Raw genomic sequence first — 15,036 nt, forward strand, 5'->3', positions numbered from 1 at the left:
CCCAGCACATGCGCGAAGAATTCATAAGGCGGCTCGAAGTCCGCGCGCGCAAGAAGCCGCGTCAACAGTGCCAGCGCTTCCTCGAAACGCGGATTGCCCTTCGCGCGTTTTTGTAAACTCTGCCAAAGCGTATCCTCGCCGCGACTTGACGCCAGCGCGTAAAGCTCGTCTTCATTGAGCCCCACCAGCGGGCTTTTCAAAAGTGTCGCCAGCGTCAGATCGTCCTCCGGCAGAAGCACGAAATGCCCCAGCGCCATCAGATCCATGACGGCGATGTCGTCGGTCAGCACCATGCGGTCGGCGCCCGCCGCCGGAATGTGGAGAGCCTTCAGCCTTCGGATCATTTCCGTGACGAAGACGTTGCGGCGGCGCACGAGGATCAGAATATCGCCAGGCCGGATCGGGCGGCCCTTGGCGGTCAACATTTCCTTATTGTCGAGCCAGCCCGCAATGGTTTTTGAAATGCGATCGGCAAGCCGCGCGCGCGGATCATCTTCGTTCATGTAATCGAGCGGCGCGTCCCAGGGTTCCGGCTTTTCTTCCGGATTGGGCCGCTCCAGATCCCAAAGCTCGACAAGCCCTGCATCGAGATCGCGCGCCGCGATATGCTCATCCACCGCGCCCGATGCCGTCAGCCCTTCGCCAGCAAGCGCGAACACGGCGTCGACCGCCTTCAGCACTTCCGGCACAGAGCGGAAAGACCGCACGAGCCGCACAGGCGACCAGACGAGTTCCGCCGCCTTCACCCGCAACTCGAAATGCCGCCGCATCTCGTCGAAGCGTTTGGGGTCCGCGCCCTGAAAGGAAAAGATCGACTGCTTCTCGTCGCCCACCGCAAAGATCGTGCGCGTGAACCCGCGCGCGCCTGCGCCCGACAGAAACTCGACGGTCAGTTCCGAAATCACATCCCATTGATCCGGGCTCGTATCCTGCGCCTCATCGACGAGAATATGGTCGATGCCGCCATCGAGCTTATAGAGAACCCACGGCGCCATGGCGCTCGTCTTCAGCAGATCGCGCGTCCGCGTGATGAGGTCTTCATAATCGAGCCAGGCGCGACGGCGCTTTGCATCGGCAAAGCTTTTCAGGATTTCATCGGCAAGCCGCAATATGGCTTCGCTGGCTTCCGCAATCTGAACGGACTTCAACCGTGTCACATGTTCAACGATGCGAAGCTGTTCCTCGGCCAGCGCTTCGGCGCTTGCCGGATATTTCTCGCTGGGCTTTTTCGTGAGAAGGCTTTTGCGCGGCGCACCTTCGGCAGTCAGGAATATTTCCAGATAGGTGTCGCGCGTGGCCTCGCGCGCATCGCCCGCGCCCAGCACCGTTGCGAGCTTTTCCGCATTCTTCTGATCCGTCGCCGTGCCGCTGCGCAAGGCTTCAAGCGCGGCGCGCATCGCCGCCTCAGGAAAAGCAGGCGCAGCAAACAGCGCCTCGCGCGCCACCTCCACCGTTTCACCGGGCGCAACGCCCAGCACAAGCCGGATTGCGCCGCATACGCCATCGACGCCGCCATAATGATCGGTGAGGCGTGTAAAGCTCGCGCGCTTTGCCGTCATCTCGCGCATCAGCTTGTCGAAGACAAGTTCATCAATACGGCCGACCACATGCGACAGCGCCAGTCCCAGCGGGCTTTCGCTGTCTTCGCGCGCGCGCATCAGCACCGCATTGCGCACCTCCTGCAAAAGCTCGGTCGCATTGCGCTCGTCCAGAATGTCGAAATTCGGCGGCACCTTCGCCTCAAGCGGAAAGCGGCCAAGCAGGCGTTCGCAAAAGGCGTGAATGGTCTGGATCTTCAGCCCGCCCGGCGTCTCAATAGCGCGGGCGAAAAGCCGCCTCGCGCGCACGAGCTTCGCCTTGTCGGGCTTTTCGCCTTCGATCTTCGCGATCTCGCTGCCGAGCTTTTCATCGCTCGCCATGGCCCAGTCGCCGAGCCGCTGATAGAGGCGGCTCGCCATTTCCGCCGCCGCCGCCTTGGTGAAGGTGAGGCAGAGAATGCGCTCAGGTTCCGTGCCAGCCAGCAGCAGCCGCGTCACGCGCGTCGTCAGCGCATGGGTTTTTCCAGAGCCCGCATTTGCCGACACCCAGACGGAGGCTTGCGGATCGGAGGCGCGCGCCTGCGCCTCGTCGGCATCGGGTTGCTTCTTCGCTTCAGGCATCGCGCTCATTCGCCGCCCTCGCCGCTCGCCGACCATTCCTTCACACGCGCAAGGTGGTCGTAATCATTGAAGCGACCCTGAAACATCGGGCGCGGTCGCGACAGATAAGCCGTCTCCTCCTTTTCATATTGCGCGAGCAGCGCCACAAGCCGCGCCCATGTTTCCTCGACCAGACCATCGGGCGAAATCAGCCGTTTCTCGCCCGCCGTCTCGCCGCCGGTGAGGCGCAGATAGAGCAGCCGCGATGTTTCCGCCGCATCAAGATTTTTAAAGCCGCCCCGCGCCGCCATCGCCGCCTCAAGCGCAAGCTGCGGCGTCAATCCCGTCTCCACCTGCTTTGCAGTCGGCAGTTGCCCGGTCTTGTAATCGACAATCGCCAGCGTGCCGTCGCGCATCTCGTCTATGCGGTCGGCGCGGGCGTTGAGCGTGGTTTCGCGCGCCAGCCCGTCGATCACGATGCTGCCCGTCACTTCGGCGTGAGCGCGGCGCATGGTCTGGCGATGCGTGCGCTCATAATCGACAATCCAATGCGCAATGCGCTTGAAGCGTGGCCACCAGAAGGCGGCAACGCCGGGGCGATCCATCGCGGCGCTGAAAACCTCTTCGCCGATGCGGATCAGTTCCGGCAGCGGATCTTCCGGCAGGCCTTCGGGATAGAGCACCGCGAATTTCTCCAGCGCCTCGTGAATGATCGTGCCGCGTTCGGCGGCAGCCACATCGGCGTCGATCGGATCGAGCACGCGAAGCCCGAGAATCTTCCGCGCATAGATCGCGTAAGGATCGCGGATCAGCGTTTCGATTTCCGTGACGCGGAACTGCACCGGGCGCGCGCTCAGCGGCGGGCGCGGCATCGGCTTTTCGGTCGCCGCAATCGTCTCGGGCCTGTCGAGCATCGCCGCCCATTGCACCCAATGCGGCGCGGCGGTGGCCGTCTCGAGGCCCATGCCTTTCAGCAATCCCTGCAGGCGCAACAACCAGCGCGACGCAACCGTCGGCGCGCCATCGACTTTCAGCGCGCGCGTCAGGATCACTTCGCTCGCACATGCGCCTTCGACAAAATCATGCGCCGAAAGTCCGATGCGGCGTTCCGGCGGCTCAAGCCCCAGCGATTTGCGCATCGGCCGATTGAGCCAGGGATCGATATTCGCCTCGCCCGGCCAGACGCCTTCGTTCAACCCGCCAAGGATCACGCGGTCGGCATGCTGCAAGCGCGCCTCGAGCGGACCCCAGATGAACAATCTCGGATGAAGGCCAAAGCGCGGGCGCAGCACACGCGCGGCGGCAAGATCGGAAAAGAGCCTCGGATAGCTTCGCGTTTCAATCGCGCCCAGCGCCGGGGCCGATGCAATCAATTCGCTGACGAAATTCGAGGCCGCATCGCCATCTTCCTTCGCCCAGAGCCGCTCGCCGCCATCGCCCGTTCCACTGTCAGCCAGCAGCTCGGCACTTTCGACATGGGCGCGCACGATATCGGCAAGCTCGGCATCCTGCGCCGCCAGCGCCATCCGCAACGGCGCGGCGGCCGACTCGACCCTGTCGATCAGCTTGTCGAGCCCGACCAACTCGCCCGCATTCCGGGTTTCGCTTTCCTGCCGCAGCGCGGCGCGCAATCCGTCCAGCCCGCGCGCCGGTCGCGGCCCGCGCAAAAGTTTCTGCTCCAGCCGCCGAATATCCGTCCGTAGCCGGACAGTTTCTTGCCCCAGCGCCGCCAGCGGATGTTTCAGGCAGGCGAGAATCGAAATCGGGGAAAACTCCTGCGCCACCATTTCCGCGACGAGGCGCAGAAAGGCGACGGGCGGCGTCTGCGCAAGCGGCTTACCCCCGGAATCGTCGATCTCGATATTCCAGCGCCGCAGGTCCATCGCCACGCGCCGCGCCAGCGCCCGGTCCGGCGTAATCAGCGCCGCCGTCTTTCCGGGGATTTCCAGCGTCTCGCGCATCATCATCGCAATCGTCTCGGCTTCCGCTCGAAACGTCTCAATCTCCTGCACGAAAAGGCTCGAAAGCGCTGCCTCCGCTTCAGGACGCAGCGTGTCGAGACGCGCGCGCCAATGCTCGGTCGTCTCCGCCGGGCGAAGCGCCTCGGAGAGAAGCCGCGTCCGCGCCGCCTGCCTCCCGGATATCTTTATCCCCGGCCAGAGCGCCACATCCCCACGCGCCGCCCCCATCCGCGCCAGCAATTGCTTCATGCCATATTGGGGATGGGAATGGGCAACCGCCTCCCAGGCTTCCTCATCAAGCCCCGTATCGAGGCCCGGCAGCACGACCGCGCCATTCGCCAATCGCGCAATCGTATCGAGCAAGGTCGCCGTCGCCGGGATCGAACCCGTCGAACCCGCTGCAATGATTGGCTTTTTCGGCGGCGAGGCCCGCAGCTCCGCCGCTTCCGCATCCAGCAAAAAATTGCGGCGCCGCGCCGGATCGAGAAGCCCGAGGCGCCCCAGTTCGTCGGGCCAGCGGGCCGTCAAAACCTTCAGAAACTCGATGGTGAGCTGCCAGTTCTCGGCAAATTCGTCAGGAACAAGCGCCGCCAACCCGCCCAGATCGACGCGCTCCGTCTCGACCATATCGAGGAAGCGCGCGAGATCGTTTGCGAGTGCCGCCGCCCGGCAAACATCTGATTCATCAGGGTTTTTCGCCAGATCGAGGATCAGCCGCGCCAGCCGCAACTGCCTCTCGAGCTGCCCGACAGCTTGCGGAAAACGCGACGCCAGCCGCCCGTCAACGCTACCGGCGAGGACAATTTCGTCCTCATCGACATCGCCGAGCGTCCGAATGTCAGGCAAAAGTAATGCCCGCCCCTCGCCCATGCGCAAGAATGCATCGGCCAGCCCGCGCATCGCGCGCCGGGTCGGCAAGAGAATGGTGATATCCGCCAGTTCGACCGAATCGCCAAGCTGCCCGCCCAACGTGGGATCGGCGAGCAGGGTCGCGGCCAGCGCGTCGAGAAACGGCGTGCCGGAAGGGATCGTGAACACGCGTGGCGAATCGTGGGACATGGGCAAAGTCTAGCCTGCCGCGCCTCAGAGGTCGCGAAGGAAGGCTTCCGACGCGTCGAGGTCTTCAGGCGTCCCGACATGCATCCAGACGCCCGACATGCGCTGGCCAAACAGCGTGCCGCGCTCCATAAGCCGATCCCAGATGAGATTGGTCGAGAACACACCATCCGGTCCCTCGGCAAAGAGCGACGGCTTGATGATCTGAACGCCCGCAAACATATAGGGCACCGTCTCGCCGGGCCCACGCCGCGTCAATGCACCGAGCGGGTCCATATGGAAATCGCCGCGCCCGACATAGCCGATGGTGCGGCTCGCATCGGCGATCATCAACAGCGCATCCATGCGCGCCGGATCAAAAGCATCCATCAGGCTACGGAGGTTTTCGCCAAATCCTTCAATCCACACGCTGTCCGAGTTGAAGGTGATGACCGGCTCGGACCCGAGAAGATGCAGCGCATGTTTCGCGCCGCCGCCCGTGTCGAGAAGTTGCGCGCGTTCATCCGAAATCACGATGCGCGGGAAAGTGCGGCGGCTCAGATGCTCTTCCAGCATGTCGGCAAAGTGATGCGTGTTGACGATCACTTCCTCGATGCCGGCTTTCCCCAGACGATCAAGTACATGATCGATGAGCGGGCGCCCCATGAAGGGCACAAGCGGCTTCGGCAATGTATCGGTCAAGGGCCGCATGCGCGTGCCCTTGCCCGCCGCCATCACCATTGCCCGTTTGATCTGCATCACATGCACTCTGAAATTACGCGTCGACCAGCACGTGCCGATCAAGCCAGTGCTTCAGGGCGCCAAGCGATGGATGCGCGAGATTGCGGCGGAGATAGGCCATGGTGCGCGGCATATGCGCCATGTAATGCGGCTTTCCATCGCGCTTGAGCAGCCGCGGCCAAAGGCCGATCAGACGCAGCGCGCGCTCTGCGCCAAGCGCTGCATAGGCGGCGCGAAATTCTTCCTCGTCGAAACCGGCAAGCTCGGCCCCGGCACGCGCGACGTAATGCGCAAGCATCTCTGTCTCGCGCTCCGCGCTCACATCCTTGCGCGCATCCTGCAAAACAGAAACCAGATCGTAAGCGCGCGAACCGATCAGCGCGTCCTGAAAATCGATCAGGCCGACGCGCGTCGCGCCCGCGCCCTTCGGCAACCAGAGCATGTTCGGAGAATGAAAATCGCGCAGGAAAAGCGTGCGCGGGCCTGCATCGATCAGCGGGCGAATGTCCGACCAGAGCGCGTGATATTCCTGACGCAATCCGGCATCGGCTTCGCGGTTCAGCACGACGGGAAAATACCAGTCGAGCAGAATGTCGATCTCGGCGCGGAAAACGCTGTCGTCGAAAGACGGCACCTCATGCATGCTGCCGTCGCCGACGGGAAGCGCACGCGGCGCTTCGCCCGATTGCAATGCGATCAGCACGTCGATGGCGGCGCGATACATCTCATCCAGCGTTTCGCCACCGGGTCCGACACCGCTATCGATTGCAGGGCCGTAAAGCGCATCGCCCAGATCCTCGAGCAGCAGCAATCCGTTCTCGATGTCGCGCGCAAAAATCTCAGGCGCCGAAAGGCCGAGGCCGCGCAGATATTCGCAGACGGCAACGAACGGGCGGCAGTCGACCGCAAGATGGGCAACCTGGCTATAGGAGAGCTGGCCGGAAGGCACAGGCGCTTCAGGCGCGCGTGGCCAGTCCATCAGCACGGCGGCACCCCTGGGCCCTGCAAGGCGCTCATAGCGACGCGTCGAGGCGTCGCCCGCAAGGTTTGCGCGCTGCGCGTCGCCCCAGCCTGCGCGTGCAAGGAAGGCGCGGATCGTATCTTCGTGGGATGTCATATGCCGATTGTCACGCTGTAACGGAGGAAGGGAATCTATATTGGATTGCGTCATCAGGCCCTTAACTCCGACCGTCTTGCAATCCGGCGAGGCGCGGCGCCCATGATCCATGCGGCGTCAGCCGTGCTTCGCGGCTCGCGCCTTGCGCGGCGCTATCGCTCACAAGAACAAGTTCTATGTCGAGGCGGTCGGCGGGCAGCGTGCCGAGCTTTTCGGGCCATTCGACGAGAAGAACACCCTCGTCGAGCGCATCTGCAAGGCCCAGCTCACGCGCATCTTCCGGCTGATCGATGCGATAGAGATCGACATGGGTCAAAAGCAGGTCCGGCGCTTCATAGCTCTGGACGAGGGTGAAGGTCGGGCTCGGCACTTCTTCGTCCTCGCCGTCCGGCCCGAGGCGCGCCTGAATGAGCGCTCGGGCGAGCGCGGTTTTTCCCGCACCCAGATCGCCTTTCAGCGCGAGAAAGTCGCCGGGGCGCACAAGCAGGCTGAGCGCGGCCCCAAGCGCGCGCGTCGCCGCCTCATCGGGCAGCGGCACTATGCGCGTCAGCTCATTTTCGATTTCATCGACCATCTGGCCGCATGGAGGCAAAGTCTCGGGGACTTGTCAATTTCCGGGGCCGAAACTCATGACAGGATGCAGGGTTGCGCGACGGAAAATCGGGAAAATGAGGCGCTTCCCTTAAGCTCTACTTAACCCGCCCGCCATCACACTGCCGACCATTGGCAACCGTGGGGAGCGGGAGGCGATGAAATCAGAAAAACTTGAACGCGCCTGGGCCGACGTCGATCCGGAGAGGATCGACGATCCGACGCTTGCGGCCGTGAAAGCCTATTGGGACGCCAAGCGCGGCACACGCGCCATGCCAAGCCGCGCCGACATCAACCCCGTTGAACTTCGCGACCATCTGGGCTGGATCATGATGGTCGAGGTGCTGCCGGACTATGTCGATTTTCGCTACAAGCTCATCGGCACCAAGGTAACGCGCTATTTCGTGACCAACAGCACGGGCCGCACCGTCTCGGAAGCCTTCAGCCATTTCGGCCCCGGCGCGGTCAAGGGCGTACAGGCGGTCTATCGCAAAGCCGCACGCGAGTGCATTCCGGTCCGCGCGCACGGCGAGGCCAACTGGCTGACCGGCTGGAAAACCGAAGGGCGCGGCTTCCCCCAATTCGATTCACTCTATCTTCCGCTGTCGGATGATGGCGTCACCGCCAACATGCTGATGTGCGTGTTCACTTTCGACTATGCCCGCGTTCTGGAGCAAAGTGACAGCGTGCTGGGCTAGACGCTCCAGCCCCCTCAACTTGCCGGAACCCGCTCCAATCCTCTCCGTTTCTCAGCGCGTCCGGCCACCACCCGGTCGAAGATACGGAATGTCCGCTATTTTCAAACAATCCCTATAAAAAAGTTGACGCTAGCGTCATGTTTATGGCGTGGTTTGTCTGAAAAACCTTCGCTCCCCCAGCGATCGCCAATCGGTCGATATAAAGATTAGAAAAGTGACGGGGACCGGGCGTACCGCTAAAAGACGGGAGCGGACAGGGAGTTTCGCGTAGTATCGGTCCGCGATTTGAGGCGAGAGGGAGGCATATGGCGGGGAGCACTCAACACGGCGTCGTTATCATCGGTGCGGGCCAGGCAGGCGCGCAGGCCGTCGTGAGCCTGCGTGCGGAAGGCTATGAAGGGCCGATCCGGCTGATCGGCGATGAGGCCGAGCCCCCCTATCAGCGCCCGCCGCTGTCAAAGAAATTTCTCGCCGGCGAAATCGGCTTCGATCGTGTCGAGCTGAAGCCCGCCGAGTTTTATGCCGGCGCCCATTGCGAGTTGCTGCTCGGCACACGCGCTGTGGAGATCAACCGCGCGGAGCATTACGTCAAAACCTCAGACGGACGCGCCGTGCCCTATGACAAGCTGCTCATCGCGACGGGCAGCCGCGTGCGCGAGATCAACGTGCCGGGCTTCGACCTCGACGGCGTGCATTATCTGCGCACTGTCGGCGACGTCAGCGAAATTCAGGCTCATTTCAAGCCGGGCGCAAAGCTCGTCGTCGTCGGCGGCGGCTATATCGGGCTTGAGGTTGCAGCCGTTGCCAGGAAGAACGGCATCGATGTGACCGTTCTGGAAACAGCCGAACGTGTAATGGCGCGCGTTGTCGACCCCATCGTCTCGCGTTTTTACGAGCGCATCCATAAAGAGGCAGGCGTCGTCATTCGCACCGGCGTTACCGTTGCAGGCTTTGAAGGCGCAAACAATAAGGTCGAGCGTGTCGTTTCAGGCGAAGGCGACAGCTTTCCTTGCGACTTCGTCGTGGTTGGCGTCGGCATTATTCCCAATGTCGAGTTGGCGCAATCCGCCGGCCTTACAGTCGAAAACGGAATCGTCGTCGACGAATGCGCGCGCACAAACGATCCTGATATTTGCGCGGCGGGGGACTGCACCAATCACCCCAGCGGCATTTACGGGCGGCGCCTGCGGCTGGAAAGCGTGCAGAACGCAATTGAGCAAGGCAAGGCGGCGGCGGCGGCTCTGACCGGCAAGAACAAGCCTTACGATCAAGTGCCGTGGTTCTGGTCGGACCAGTATGATCTCAAATTGCAGATCGCAGGCCTGTCTTCGGGCTATACGCAGGCCGTGACGCGCGGCGATCCGGAGACGGGCCGCAGTTTCGCAGTCTTTTATCTGAAGGATGGGGTGCTCATTGCCGTCGATGCGGTCAATCGCGCGCCGGAATTCATGATGTCGAAAACACTGATCGCTAAACACGCAAAGCTTGATCCGGCACGGCTCGCCGACGAGACGATTAATATGAAGGAAGTCGCGAACGCATGAGACGCGCTCCGGCATTGCAAAAACAAAAAAGACCCTCGGGAGACGAGATGACAAAGGTCACGTTTATCGAACATGACGGCAAGGAACACACGATCGATGTGGCCGATGGGTTGACGCTGATGGAAGCGGCAACGAAGAATATGATTCCCGGAATCGATGCCGATTGCGGCGGCGCATGCGCTTGCGCCACATGCATGGTTTTCATTCCCGAGGAATGGACGAGCAAGCTTGCGGCGAAGGACGACATGGAAGAGACGATGCTCGATTTCTGCGAGCACGCCGCCGAGAATTCGCGTCTTTCCTGCCAGATCAAAGTGACGCCGGAACTTGAGGGCATTCGCGTGACGATGCCGGAAAACCAGCACTAATTCGGGCGACCGATTAAATGGATGCGTCATCCCGGGGCTTGACCCCCGGGACCCATTCTACTCAGCAACATTTTGTGAAACTGATGGATCTCGGGAACAAGTCCCGGGATCCATCAGTGGTTGCAGTATCGATCAGTCCGCCGCGCGCGCAAGCTTGGCGCTCAAGGGCGTCAGGTCGTGATTTCTCAACGGCAGATCGCGGACGCGTTTGCCGGTGGCGGCGAATACGGCATTCGATACGGCTGCTGCAATGGGCGGCGTTGCCGGTTCTCCAAGACCGCCGAGGTTCGCGCCGCTCTCGATGAAATGCACATCGATGACGGGCACGTCGGCCATGCGGACCATCTCATAGTCCGGGAAGTTCGACTGCGCGACGGCACCCTTCTCGATTGTGATTTCCCCGTGAAGTGCTGCCGTCAATCCGAAGATGATGCCGGATTCAACCTGCTGCGCCGCCGTGTCGGGGTTGATGACGCTGCCGCAATCGACTGCAGCAGTGACGCGATGAACTTTCAACTCGCCTGACGGGCTCACTGAAATTTCCGCGACCTCAGCAACAATCGACTTGAACGATTCCTGTATCGCGATGCCGCGCGCGCGCCCTTTTTCAAGTGGAGTGCCCCAGCCCGCTTTCGCCGCAGCCAGTTCCAGCACGGCGAGATGACGGGGCTGATCCTTCAGCAATGCGCGGCGAAACTCAAACGGGTCCTTGCCGGCTTCATGCGCAAGCTCGTCCATGAAACTTTCGGTGAAGAAAGTGTGCTGCGAATGTGCGACCGAGCGCCAGGGACCACGCGGCACCGGTGTCGGGCTCTCGACATAGCGGATGGACTGGTTCGGCACCGCATAGGGAATATGCGCTGCCTCGCCCGGCTCGTCCTTCGTCGTATAGCGATTGCTCCAGGCGGCGGGATTGCCTTCGCCATCAAGTGCAGCGCGGAAGGTGCTTGTCACGGCGACGCGATAGGCATCGTGCTGAATATCGTCTTCGCGCGTGTAGATCAGTTGCACGGGCCCATCGACTTCCTTTGCGATCAAGGTCGCAAAATCGATCTCGCTGGGGAAATCGATGAAGCCTTTGATGACAGGCACGCGGCGCCCGAAGGCACCGCCGAGAAGCAGCGGATGAACCGTCACGTCCTCGAAATCAAGTCCGGCGATGTCGGCCACGCGGCCGCGCACAGAGAGCGGCGATTGCGACCCGACCCAGACCTCAGCCTTGCCGCCATGAATCCAGACCGTGCAGTTCATCGGCTCCATGCAAGCATGGGCGAGATAAGGCACGCGATATGTCGCCTCGATACGTTTGGCCGCCTGGCCAAGCACCGCGCCCGCGTCGCCGATTTCAACGTCTTTTGAGCCATCGCCCTTGGCGAGATCGGTATCGTGCTGAGCGTAGATCGTCGTCATTGAAATGGCATCGTTGCCTTTGGCGTCGATCTTGATTTCGAGTGCGGCAGCGGCTTCCTTCGCCCGCCAGAAATTATCCGCGACCACGGCGACGCCGCCGGGGATTGCCACGACCTTCTTGACGCCATAGCGCTTCAGTATTGGTTCGCTGTCGTAAGAAACGACTTCACTGCCGAAGACAGGGGAGAATTTGATAGCGGCGTAAAGCTGACCCGGACGGCGGACGTCGATCCCATAGATCGCCGTGCCATTGACCTTCGCTGGAATATCGAGCCGCTGGATCGGCTTGCCGACGATTGTGTAGTCGGCCTTCGCTTTCAACACCGGATGATATGGCGGCGAAAGCTCGGCGGCGTCATTGGCAAGTTCGGCAAAGCTGGCAGATTTTCCTGACGGATGCGTGACATGCGAAAGCTTCGCCATGCATTCGGACGGCGCGACGTTCCAGCGCGCGGCGGCGGCGCGGATCAGCATATCCTTTGCCGCTGCACCGGCCGGGCGCATACCGTGTTGGCCGGTCCAGCGCACCGACGAGGAACCACCGGTGACCTGAACATTGAGGAATTGCACAAGCTTCAGCATGGCCGTGTCGGTAACGCCCTGGAATATCGGCGGGATATTGACGCCTTCCGTGAAGCGCTGGCCAAAATTTTCATTGGCGAAAGCTTTTTCAGCCGGTGCGACTTCGGCGCGAACGCGCGACCAGTCGGCTTCCATTTCTTCCGCCGCCATCATCGCAAGGGCGGTGATAACGCCCTGCCCCATATCGGCATGCGGCACATAGACGGTGACGGTATTGTCCGGCGAAATCTTCAGCCAGGTGGCGAAGACATGCTCACCCTTGCGCGCCGTCGCGCGCTCGGCCAGCGTGTGGCGCGAGGGGCCGGAGAACGCGTAGCCGAGAAGCAAGCCGCCGCCCGCGATACCGCCCGCAACGATCAGCTGACGGCGCGTCGGATTTGTCAGTTTGTCCTTGATGCTCATGGCGCGTTCCCCTCTCAGGCGTTCGACAGCGAATGGATCGCGGCGCGGATGCGCGGATAGGTGCCACAGCGGCAGACATTGGTGATCGCTTCGTCGATCTCCTCATCGCTGGGCTTGGGGTTTTCGTGCAGAAGCGCCGAGACGGCCATCAGCATGCCCGACTGGCAATAGCCGCATTGCGGCACCTGATGAGCGATCCAGGCAGCCTGTATCGGCGCCAACGCATCTTTCGCGCCTTGCGATACGGCGAGACCTTCGATCGTCACGACCTCGCTGTTTTCGACTTCAAGAACGGGCGTCACGCAACTGCGTGTGGCGACGCCATCGACATGCACCGTGCAGGCACCGCAGGCGGCGACGCCGCAGCCGAACTTTGTGCCGGTGAGGCCAAGCTCATCGCGCAGCACCCAGAGGAGCGGCATTTCCATTTCGATGTCGAGCGTGTGCCGGACACCATTGACCTTGAATGTGATGGACATTCCTCGCCTCCTCCCGTTTCAGCCGGGTCCGGGCCGAGGGCCTCAGACTGGCGGATCTTATATCCGTTAAGAGCCAGACCCAAAACAGACGAATGACCGAAACTATCATTTTGGTCATTTCAGGGAAAGCGACAATCGCACGAGCCTGAAGATACCGCTTCAGTCGTCGATGGCCTGATAAGCCAATGTGAGGAAATCTGTCGCGATTGCGAGGTCGTCGGGGCTCTGCATCATGCGCTGGCTCAGAAAAATGGACGTCATGGCCTCGGGAGGATCGTTGCGCCATGAAGTGCCGAAGCCACCGTCCCAGCCATAACTGCCCGGCATCGGCCCAAGGCCGTTGCGCCTCGTAACGACAGACACGCCAAAGCCCCAGCCGTTCAGGTCCCAGAATCCGGGAGCGAAGGGAGAGAGGGCTTTTTGCGCAGGCGTCAGATGGTCCATCGTCATCAGCTCGACGGAGGGGCGCGAGAGAATGCGCGTTTTGCCGAGCCTTCCGTTACCGAGCAACATGCGGGCGAAGGCGAGATAATCATCCGCCGTCGACAGAAGTCCTGTGCTGCCCGCCGAATTGACCGCGTCGAGGCCCATCGGCGACACCTTGAGCTTGCCGTCCTCGTCGCGCTCATAGCATCGCGCAAGACGCGCGCGCTTGGCGTCTGGAATGGCAAAGCCCGTGTCTTTCATCCCGAGCGGCGTGAAGATGCGCTCTGCGAGAAACTGGTCGAAAGGCATCTCGGCGGCGCGTGCGATCAGCACAGCCAGAACGTCCGAGCCCGTGTGATACATCCAGCGCTCGCCCGGCTGATGCATCAGCGGCAGCCCGGCAAAACGCTCGATCCAGTCATCCGGCGACAGCGGCGACGGATTGGGGCCGGGCCCAAGGCCCGCATCTGCCACGCGCTTCTGGATTGGATAGGTGCCGGGCGGCGACATCGTCGCGCCGAAACCAAAGGTAAACGTCAGCAGGTCGCGCAAGGTGATCGGGCGGTTCGCCGGAACGGTATCGTCCGGTTCGCTGTTGAGCGAACGCAGAACTTTACGGTCAGCAAGTTCCGGCAGCAGGCGCGTCACCGGCTCATCGAGGCGGAGCCTTGTTTCCTCGACAAGGATCATCGCTGCCACGGCCGTTATCGGCTTCGTCATCGAAGCGATGCGGAAGATCGTATCGCGGCTCATTTTCGCGCCCGCCGCAAGATCGCTCATACCCAGCGCCTCGACATGCACATCGCTGCCGCGCGCGGCGAGCGCAACGAGACCCGCTACCTCGCCGCTCTCGACACGGGCGCTCATCCCCTCATGGATGAGGCCCAGACGCGGTGCGGAAAATCCGCCGCTCATCAGTGTGGCTCAACAGGCTTTGCGCCCGGAAGCGGCGGGCCGGTGAATTCCGCTTCAAGCGCGATCTTCACCTCGTCGCCCACGCCCATGGTCGAGCCGGGTTCGGGAACGCCATATCCCATGCCAAAATCCGAACGCTTCAGTGATCCGACCGCCGAAAAGCCGATGCGTCCATTAGGGTCATAGGGATGGCCGGCATAGCCGCCGTTGAATGTCGCACCCAGCGTCAGCGGTTTCGTCACGCCATGCAGGGTGAAGTCGCCGGTAATGCGCGCGCTATTCGAACTGGTGAGCTCGATGCTTTTGGAATTGAAGGTGATCTGTGGATATTTCGCCGTGTCGAACCATTGCGGACCGCGCAGAGTGTCGAGGAACCCGGGCGGCGGCGCGGGGATATCGAGCGAATTGGGATCGACCTTGCCGCTGAAAACGGAATTAGCGGGATTTTTCGGGTCGAATTTCAGCGTCGCATCGAGGCTCGTGAAGCGTGCCGTGTACATGGAGAAGCCCAGATGATCGACGCTGAATGTCAGGCTTGCATGGGACTTGTCGAGCTTGTATTCGCCCGCGGGCGCATCGGTGGCGACTGGAACAAAGGGGCCCTTCTTCCGGGCGGCCTGATCGTCCTG

General features: G+C 62.0%; 12 protein-coding genes. 3 read left to right on the forward strand and 9 right to left on the reverse strand.

The window, feature by feature from the left end:
- The 5 genes from addA to tsaE all read right to left on the reverse strand — a co-directional run.
- A partial coding sequence (gene addA, locus WA943_RS05370; protein WP_424468823.1) for a double-strand break repair helicase AddA occupies positions 1–2,168 on the reverse strand: 2,168 nt, incomplete at its 3' end.
- The gene (gene addB, locus WA943_RS05375) at positions 2,165–5,158 is read right to left on the reverse strand and encodes a double-strand break repair protein AddB (protein WP_424468824.1); all 2,994 of its coding nucleotides are present in this window, start codon (positions 5,156–5,158) and stop codon (positions 2,165–2,167) included. The genes addA and addB, both read right to left, overlap by 4 nt.
- A 24-nt stretch (positions 5,159–5,182) precedes the next feature.
- Positions 5,183–5,893 carry a nucleotidyltransferase family protein gene (locus tag WA943_RS05380; RefSeq protein WP_424468825.1) on the reverse strand — a complete coding sequence of 237 codons (711 nt, stop codon included), beginning with the start codon at positions 5,891–5,893 and terminating at the stop codon, positions 5,183–5,185.
- A gap of 16 nt (positions 5,894–5,909) precedes the next feature.
- Complete coding sequence (locus WA943_RS05385) at positions 5,910–6,992, reverse strand: aminoglycoside phosphotransferase family protein (RefSeq protein ID WP_424468826.1); 1,083 nt, start codon at positions 6,990–6,992, stop codon at positions 5,910–5,912.
- Positions 6,993–7,053: 61 nt separating this feature from the next.
- A complete protein-coding gene (tsaE, locus tag WA943_RS05390; protein WP_424468827.1) occupies positions 7,054–7,566 on the reverse strand; it encodes a tRNA (adenosine(37)-N6)-threonylcarbamoyltransferase complex ATPase subunit type 1 TsaE in 513 nt (170 codons plus the stop codon).
- Between the two features lie 175 nt (positions 7,567–7,741).
- On the opposite strand from tsaE, the gene WA943_RS05395 reads away from it, so the two are divergent.
- The 3 genes from WA943_RS05395 (at position 7,742) to WA943_RS05405 (ending at position 10,193) form a co-directional block, all read left to right on the forward strand.
- Positions 7,742–8,281 (forward strand): PAS domain-containing protein, encoded by a 540-nt coding sequence (locus tag WA943_RS05395; protein WP_424468828.1) that lies wholly within the window; start codon positions 7,742–7,744, stop codon positions 8,279–8,281.
- 305 nt (positions 8,282–8,586) lie between these two features.
- Positions 8,587–9,825, forward strand: a complete 1,239-nt coding sequence (locus WA943_RS05400; RefSeq protein WP_424468829.1) for an NAD(P)/FAD-dependent oxidoreductase — start codon at positions 8,587–8,589, stop codon at positions 9,823–9,825.
- A 47-nt stretch (positions 9,826–9,872) separates the two neighbouring features.
- Complete coding sequence (locus tag WA943_RS05405) at positions 9,873–10,193, forward strand: 2Fe-2S iron-sulfur cluster-binding protein (protein ID WP_424468830.1); 321 nt, start codon at positions 9,873–9,875, stop codon at positions 10,191–10,193.
- Between the two features lie 132 nt (positions 10,194–10,325).
- Here WA943_RS05405 and WA943_RS05410 read toward each other — a convergent pair whose 3' ends face one another.
- The 4 genes from WA943_RS05410 to WA943_RS05425 form a co-directional block, all read right to left on the reverse strand.
- Positions 10,326–12,587: a molybdopterin cofactor-binding domain-containing protein gene (locus WA943_RS05410; RefSeq protein ID WP_424468831.1), complete on the reverse strand. Its 2,262-nt coding sequence runs from the start codon at positions 12,585–12,587 to the stop codon at positions 10,326–10,328.
- A 14-nt stretch (positions 12,588–12,601) separates the two neighbouring features.
- Positions 12,602–13,066, reverse strand: a complete 465-nt coding sequence (locus WA943_RS05415; RefSeq protein ID WP_424468832.1) for a (2Fe-2S)-binding protein — start codon at positions 13,064–13,066, stop codon at positions 12,602–12,604.
- Positions 13,067–13,225: 159 nt separating this feature from the next.
- The gene (locus WA943_RS05420) at positions 13,226–14,407 is read right to left on the reverse strand and encodes a serine hydrolase domain-containing protein (RefSeq protein WP_424468833.1); all 1,182 of its coding nucleotides are present in this window, start codon (positions 14,405–14,407) and stop codon (positions 13,226–13,228) included.
- On the reverse strand, positions 14,407–15,036 hold a 630-nt coding region (locus tag WA943_RS05425; RefSeq protein ID WP_424468834.1), incomplete at its 5' end, for a YceI family protein. The genes WA943_RS05420 and WA943_RS05425, both read right to left, overlap by 1 nt.

The organism is Parvibaculum sp. (assembly GCF_049651025.1).
Taxonomy (GTDB): domain Bacteria; phylum Pseudomonadota; class Alphaproteobacteria; order Parvibaculales; family Parvibaculaceae; genus Parvibaculum.